Source organism: Halomonas faecis (assembly GCF_010993975.1).
Lineage (GTDB): Bacteria > Pseudomonadota > Gammaproteobacteria > Pseudomonadales > Halomonadaceae > Halomonas > Halomonas faecis.
In genome coordinates, this window is the sequence record NZ_JAACZO010000008.1 from 65,126 (window position 1) to 72,268 (window position 7,143).

The following is a 7,143-nucleotide window of genomic DNA, read 5'->3' on the forward strand; positions in this document are numbered from 1 at the left end:
AAGGAAGCCGTTGCCAATGCGTCAGCCCCTGGCTCGCGAACTCCACGATCTGCTCGAACGCGGGCGCGACCGTCAGCTGCGCCTGGCGGTCACCGGTCTGTCCCGCTCCGGCAAGACCGCCTTTCTCACCTCGCTGGTCAACCAGCTGCGCCACGCTGGGCTCGAAGCGCGCCTCGACCTGCTGCCGGCGGCTCGCGAAGGGCGACTGCTCGGCGCCCGTCGCGTCAGCCAACCGGACCTCAGCGTGCCGCGATTTCCCTACGACGGGGCGATGGCGGCCCTAACCACCGATCCACCTCACTGGCCCGAACCCACCCGCGGCATCAGCGAGCTGCGCCTGTCGATCCGCTACCGGCCGGCACATCGCGGCTGGTGGCACGGCGACAGCGGCCGACTGGATCTGGATCTGTTCGACTACCCCGGCGAATGGCTGCTCGACCTGCCGCTGCTGACCACCGACTACCTCGCCTGGAGCCGTGCAGTAATGGACAGTGCCGGGCCCGAGCGACAAGCCCTGATGACCGAATGGCAAACCGCGGCGGCGAAGCTCGACCCGGCGGCGGAGGCCAACGAAGCGGAGCTTGCCGAGATTGCCGAGCACTATGCCAAGGCCCTGCGCGCCGCCCGCGAGGCCGGCTTCGCCGATCTGCAGCCGGGCCGATTCCTGTTGCCCGGCGATCTCGAAGGCGCCCCGGTGCTGCAGTTCTTTCCCTTGCCCGGCCTCGCCGACGACCGCGAACGTCTTGATGCTCTGCCCCCGAACAGCGTTTACGCCACGCTCGCGGCACGCTTTCGCCACTATCAGCAGCGGATCGTCAAGCCCTTCTACCGTGACCACTTCCGCCGCTTCGATCGCCAGATCGTGCTGGTCGACGTGCTCGGCGCCCTCAACGCCGGCCCCGAGCGCTTCGAAGATCTCGCCCAGGCGCTCGCCACGCTGATGCAAAGCTTCGATTACGGCAAGCGCAGCCTGCTCTCACGCCTCTTCGCGCCGCGCATCGACCGGCTGGCCATTGCTGCCACCAAGGCCGACCACGTCACGCCGGAGCAGCATCCGCGCCTCACTGCCCTGCTCGAAGCGCTGCTAGCCGAACCGCTCAAGGATCTGCGCTACGCCGACGTTCCCGTCAAGGCCCTGTCGCTGGCCTCGATCCGTGCCACCGAGGTGCGCGAGGTCACCCAAGCAGGCGTACGGTCGCCGGCCCTGCGCGGCACCACCCTGGATGGCGAGAGGGTGCTGATGTTTCCCGGCGAGGTGCCGAACCGGCTTCCCGATGAGGCCTTCTGGGCCCGTCAGGGTTTCGCCTTCACCGCCTTTCGACCCCCGCAAACGTCCGGCGCCGCCCTGCCACACATCCGCCTCGACGCCGCCCTCGACTGGCTGCTCGGAGACAAGTTGCAATGAGCCATCCCAACCCCGGCGACGACGATCCGCAGCCTGGACGCCGCTTCACTCTGGAAGACGAGCCTCCCGCCCCAGGGGAGCGCATTGCGCCACGCCGGGACTTCGCCTCCGACCTGCCCTCGCAGCCCACCGCCGAGGCACCCACGCGTGCCGAGCACGATCTGGAAAGTGGCCTGATGCGCCCCCGCAAGCGTCGCTGGGGCCTGCTGGGACTCCTTGCCGGGGGCTTGGCACTGGGCAGCGCCGAACTCGCCGTAACGCTGCCCGCCACGCTCACCGAGGGCGACTGGCTGGCCGGGGGCTGGCAGCTGTTGGGCCTGGCCGCCATCGCCCTGGGCGTCGCCGCCCTGGGACGCGAACTCTGGCGACTGCGCCGCCTGCGCCGCCACGACCGCCTGCGCAGCGAGCTGGCCGAGCTGCACGAAGTGAGTGCCGACCGCGCCATGGTCCAGGCACGCCGCCTCAAGCAGCAGATAGGGCTCGACGACGATCACCCTCACTGGGTCGGCTTTCGCGATGCCGTCCAGCCGCATCACGGCGGCAACGAGCTGCGTGAACTGCTGGCCCATCATCTGCTCGCCCCACGTGACCGGGAAGCGCGCCGACTGATCTCGAAGATGAGCGGCGAAACCGCCGTCATGGTGGCAGTCAGCCCGCTAACACTGGTCGACATGGCCCTGGTGGCCTGGCGCAGCCTGGCGATGGTCGATCGGATCTGCCGGCTCTATGGCCTCGAGCTGGGCTATGCCAGCCGCCTGCGTCTGCTACGCAGCGTGCTGTACGGCATGGCCTTCGCCGGTGCCTCCGAAATGGCCAGCGAGGCCGGCATGGAATTGCTCTCGCTGGATCTGGCCGGTCGCCTTTCCATGCGTGCCGGCCAGGGGCTGGGTATCGGCCTGCTCAGCGCGCGGCTAGGGCTGCGCACCCAGCGGCTGACCCGTCCTCTCGCCTTCGCTGACGACGAGGCCCCGCGAATCGGCGACCTGCGCCGTGAGCTGTGGCAGCAGCTGCGCCGGCTGGAGGCAAAGGAGCGCAAGACGGACTCGACCGACCCTTGACCTCGGTCATGACAGTCCCATAGTCAACGACTAGTCTCGGAGGGAAAGGCGATACATTCACCCACTGGACAGGATCTTGCCATGTTCAAGACTCTATTGGTTCCCGTCGACGGCTCTCAGTACTCCAAGAAGGCGCTGGACGTGGCGTGCCAGCTCGCCCGCGAGAACGACGCCACCCTGCACATCCTGCATATCCCCGAAGAGCTCGCCCACGAGACCACGCTGGTGTGGGGCATCGGCGCCGTCGCCCTGGAAGCTTCCCGGGAAGATCGCGAGCGGGCCGGCCGCCAGGTCGTCGACCGCGCGGCCGAAGACGCCCGCCAGCAGGGAGCGGCTCGGGTGGAAACCATCATCGGCCAGGGCGACCCGGCACGCACCATCGTCAGCGAAGCGCGCAAGAGCGGCGCGGACGCCATCGTCATGGGCAGCCGCGGGCTCAGCGACCTGCGCGGCCTGGTGGTCGGCAGCGTCTCGCACAAGGTCAGCCACACAGCCAACTGCACGGTCATCACGGTGCGCTGAACGACGACTCTGAAGGTGAAAGTCAGGCCAGGCGCTGCTCCGTCTCGCGGTCGAACAGCACCGCGCGCGCCATGTCGATGCGCAGCGCCAGCCGCTCTCCCGCCTTCACTCGGCACTTGGGCCCCACTCGGGCCGTGGCGTCTCCTTCCCCCAGCGCCAGTTGAAGCAGGATGTCCGCCCCGGTGGGCTCCACTACGGTGATCTGCGGCGTCAGCAGCACGCCTTCGGCATCGTCGCCGAGCCGAGCGTCGTCTTCGGCGAAGTGCTCCGGCCGCAACCCGAGGATCACTGGCCGCCCGGCCTGCTCGGCCATGGCCGGCGTCTCGCGTTCCTGCGGCCAGGGCAGATTCAGGCTCTCTTCTCCCGGCGTCTCCACTCGCAGCCGGTAGTGTCCCGCCTCCCCTTCCAGAGTGGCCATGATGAAATTCATCGACGGCGACCCCATGAAGCCGGCAACGAACAGATCCACCGGATCGTTGTAGACCTCGTCGGGCGAGCCGAGCTGGAGGATACGACCGTCGCGCATCACCGCGATGCTATCGGCCAACGTCATCGCCTCGATCTGGTCGTGGGTGACGTAGACGATGGTCGTCCCCAGGCGCTGGTGCAGCTTCTTGATCTCGGTACGCATCTCCACGCGCAGCTTGGCGTCGAGGTTGGAGAGCGGCTCGTCGAACAGGTAGACCTTGGGCTCGCGGGCCAGCGCCCGCCCCATGGCGACGCGCTGCCGCTGGCCGCCGGAGAGCTGGGCAGGCTTGCGTTCGAGCAGGTGCGAGATCTGCAGCAGGTCGGCCACCCGTTCCACCGCTGCCTCGCGCTCGGCCTTGGGCACCTTGCGCATCTCCAGGCCGAAACTGATGTTCTGGCGTACCGTCATGCTCGGATAAAGCGCGTAGGACTGGAACACCATGGCGATATCGCGCTCCGCCGGGGTCTGCCAGGTAACGTTCTCGTCGGCAATGTGGATCTCGCCGGAGGTCACCGGCTCCAGCCCGGCAATGGCATTCATCAGCGTCGACTTGCCGCAGCCCGAGGGCCCCACCAGGATCAAGAATTCCCCGGAGTCGATCGCCAGGCTCACGTCCTTGAGTACCTGCTCGCTGCCGAAATCCTTGCAGACGTCGTTGATTTCAAGCGCTGCCATGTCGAAAACCTCTTGTCGTTCGGTTGTTCAGCCTTTGACCGAGCCGGCCGTGAGACCTCTAACGAAATACTTTCCCGCCAGTACGTAGACGACCAGCGTGGGCAGCGCAGCGATCATCGCCGCCGCCATGTCGACGTTGTACTCCTTGGCGCCGGTCGAAGTGTTGACCAGATTGTTGAGGGCGACCGTCACCGGCTGGGTGTCGTGGCCCGAAAAGGCGACCCCGAACAGGAAGTCGTTCCATATCTGGGTGAACTGCCAGATCACCGACACCACGATGATCGGCGCCGAGACGGGCAGCAGGATGCGCCAGAAGATTCGGAAGAAACCGGCGCCGTCGAGCTTGGCCGCCGACACCAGCTCGGTGGGCACCGCCACGTAGAAGTTGCGGAAGAACAGCGTGGTGAAGGCGACACCGAAGATCACGTGGACCAGTATCAGGCCGGCACGCGAGCTCGACAGCCCCAGCCACCCCAGCGTCTGCGCCATGGGCAGCAGCACCACCTGGAAGGGAATGAAGCAGCCGAACAGCATCAGCGCGAAGAGTAGCTCCGATCCCTTGAAGCGCCACTTAGTCAGGGCGTAGCCGTTGAGCGCACCGATGAGCGTGGAGATCAGTACTGCCGGCACCACGATGGCGATGGAGTTGAAGAAGTAGACGCCCACCCCTTCGCAGCGCATGCCAGTGCAGGCCTCCCCCCACGCCTTGGCCCAGGGTGCCAGCGTCGGCTCCTGCGGCAGCGCGAGCAGGGTACCCGGCGTGATCTCGGCCAGCGGCTTGACCGATGTGATCAGCATCACCGCCAGCGGCAGCAGATAGAACAGCGCAGCCAACAGCAGCGCAGCATAGAGCGTGACACGAGCGGCACGGGCACCGAGCGTGCGGCGGCGGATCACGTTATCCATGACGGCGGCTCCTCAGCTCGGAGTAGAGATAGGGGATCAGAATGGCCAGTACGCCGCCGAGCATCAGCATGGCACTGGCCGAGCCCAGCCCGACCTGCGCCCGGGTGAAGGCGTGGGTATACATGAAAGTGGCAGGCAGATCCGTCGCGTAGCCGGGCCCACCACCGGTCAGCGCCACCACCAGGTCGAAGCTCTTGATGGCGATGTGAGAGAGAATCATCACCGCGCTGAACACCACGGGTCGTAGGCAGGGAATCACCACTCGCCAATAGACGCGCGGCAGACTCGCGCCATCGAGCTGGGCCGCCTTGAGAATGCTGTCGTCGATGCCACGCAGACCGGCGAGGAACAGCGCCATGACGAAGCCGGACGCCTGCCACACCGCGGCGATCACCAGAGTGTAGACGGCCATGTCGGGATCGACGAGCCAGTCGAAGCGAAACTCCTCGAAGCCCCAGCCGCGCACCATCGCCTGGATGCCGAGCCCGGGATTGAGCAGCCACTTCCACACCACCCCGGTGACGATGAACGACAGCGCCATGGGGTAGAGATAGACGGTGCGCAGCGCGCCCTCCTGGCGGATGCGTTGATCGAGCAGAATGGCCAGCAGCAGCCCCAGTACCAGGCAGATGGCCACGAACAGACCACCGAACACCACCAGGTTGGAGGAAGCCACCCACCAGCGATCGTTGGTCATCAGCCGGGCATACTGGGCGAAACCGACGAACTCATAGCTGGGCAGCATGCGCGAGTTGGTCAGCGAGAGGATGAAGGTCCACAACATGAAGCCGTAGACGAAGAACAGCGAGATGGCGACCGACGGTGCCAACACCAGCTTGGGCAGCCAGGCGTGAAGCGTGCCGGCACGACTGCGACGGGCACCGGGGCCGTCTGCCGGACGCGCCATGGAAGGTGACGGGGACATAGCGAAAGACCTCGAACGTGAGCGGCGAACCAGCGGGGGCGGGCCTGACAACCAGGCCCGCCCCTCCTGCAATGGCGCCTTACAGCGCAGCCTGAGCGGCGTTCACCATGCGCTCGGCGGCCTCTTCTGCAGCCATGTCACGCGAGTTGAAGTAGTTGGTCACCACGTCGAAGAGGGCGCCCTGGACATCGGCGCGCACGGCCATGCCGTGGGCCATGCTGGGCACCAGACCGCCTGCATCGGCGGTGTGCTGGAAGTCCTCGAGCGACTGCCGGGCACACGGGTCGAACTCGCTCATGTCGAGATCGGGGCGAGCGGGGATCGAGCCCTTGGCCAGATTGAAGGCCTCCTGGAAGGTCGGCTCCAGCGCCAGCCGGGCCAAGGCTTGCTGGGCCTCGCGTTCCTCGCCCTCGACGCGGAACATGGCCAGGCTATCGATGTTGAAGGTGAAGGCATCCTGGGTGCCCGGAGCGGCGGCGCACAGGTAGTCCTCGCCCGCGGTGAGTCCGGCGGCGGTGAATTCGCCCTTGGCCCAATCGCCCATCAACTGCATGCCGGCATCGCCCTCGATTACCATGGAGGTGGCGATGTTCCAGTCGCGGCCCGACATGTCGTCGTCCATCAGCTCGCGCAGGCGCTTGAAGGTCTCGAGCGCTTCGACCATCGTCTCGCCGCCCAGTGCTGCCTCGTCGAGGTCGACCAGCGCCTGCTGGTAGAACTCGGTGCCACCGGTGGCCAGCAGCACGCTTTCGAAGACGGTGGCGTCCTGCCAGGCCTGGCCGCCATGGGCCAGGGGGATGTAGCCCGCCTCGCGAATCGCCTCACCGGCCTCGAACAACTCGTCGAGCGTGGTCGGCATCTCGACGCCAGCCTCATCGAGCACCTCGGGGTTGGCCCACAGCCAGTTGACGCGGTGAACGTTGACCGGCACCGCCACGTAGCTGCCGTCGTAGCGCATGACGTCGGCGACCGTAGGGGGCAGCAGCTCGTCCCACCCCTCGGCCTCGGCCACCTCGTCGAGCTCGCCGAGCAAGCCGAGCTCCCCCCACTCCTGAATTTTGGTTCATCGCACTTTGCCGGGAAACGCGGCACGGATCTTCAGAAAGAAGTACTCCATGTCGCGGTACCCATAGGCCATCCGCTTGATGACCTTGATCCGATTGTTCATGCCCTCCAGCACGCT

General features: G+C 66.6%; 7 protein-coding genes and 1 pseudogene. 3 read left to right on the plus strand and 5 right to left on the minus strand.

The window, feature by feature from the left end; translation table 11 throughout:
- Nucleotides 1-16: 16 nt before the first annotated feature.
- The 3 genes from GFD32_RS04805 (at nt 17) to GFD32_RS04815 (ending at nt 2,985) form a co-directional block, all read left to right on the plus strand.
- Entirely contained in the window at nt 17-1,405 is a 1,389-nt protein-coding gene (locus GFD32_RS04805; RefSeq protein ID WP_163575423.1) for a YcjX family GTP-binding protein, read from the plus strand.
- Nucleotides 1,402-2,463 (plus strand): TIGR01620 family protein, encoded by a 1,062-nt coding sequence (locus GFD32_RS04810; protein WP_163575424.1) that lies wholly within the window; start codon nt 1,402-1,404, stop codon nt 2,461-2,463. The genes GFD32_RS04805 and GFD32_RS04810 overlap by 4 nt, the downstream gene beginning before the upstream one ends.
- An 81-nt stretch (nt 2,464-2,544) precedes the next feature.
- A complete protein-coding gene (locus tag GFD32_RS04815; protein WP_163575425.1) occupies nt 2,545-2,985 on the plus strand; it encodes a universal stress protein in 441 nt (146 codons plus the stop codon).
- 22 nt (nt 2,986-3,007) lie between these two features.
- Here GFD32_RS04815 and GFD32_RS04820 read toward each other — a convergent pair whose 3' ends face one another.
- The 5 genes and pseudogenes from GFD32_RS04820 to GFD32_RS04840 form a co-directional block, all read right to left on the minus strand.
- A complete protein-coding gene (locus GFD32_RS04820; protein ID WP_163575426.1) occupies nt 3,008-4,129 on the minus strand; it encodes an ABC transporter ATP-binding protein in 1,122 nt (373 codons plus the stop codon).
- Nucleotides 4,130-4,156: 27 nt separating this feature from the next.
- Nucleotides 4,157-5,035 (minus strand): carbohydrate ABC transporter permease, encoded by an 879-nt coding sequence (locus GFD32_RS04825; RefSeq protein ID WP_163575427.1) that lies wholly within the window; start codon nt 5,033-5,035, stop codon nt 4,157-4,159.
- Nucleotides 5,028-5,942: a carbohydrate ABC transporter permease gene (locus GFD32_RS04830; RefSeq protein WP_089681985.1), complete on the minus strand. Its 915-nt coding sequence runs from the start codon at nt 5,940-5,942 to the stop codon at nt 5,028-5,030. The genes GFD32_RS04825 and GFD32_RS04830 overlap by 8 nt, the downstream gene beginning before the upstream one ends.
- Nucleotides 5,943-6,039: 97 nt before the next feature.
- Nucleotides 6,040-7,020: pseudogene (locus tag GFD32_RS04835) on the minus strand (ABC transporter substrate-binding protein); the annotation flags it as partial.
- A 3-nt stretch (nt 7,021-7,023) separates the two neighbouring features.
- On the minus strand, nt 7,024-7,143 hold a 120-nt coding region (locus GFD32_RS04840), incomplete at its 5' end, for a transposase (protein WP_163575429.1).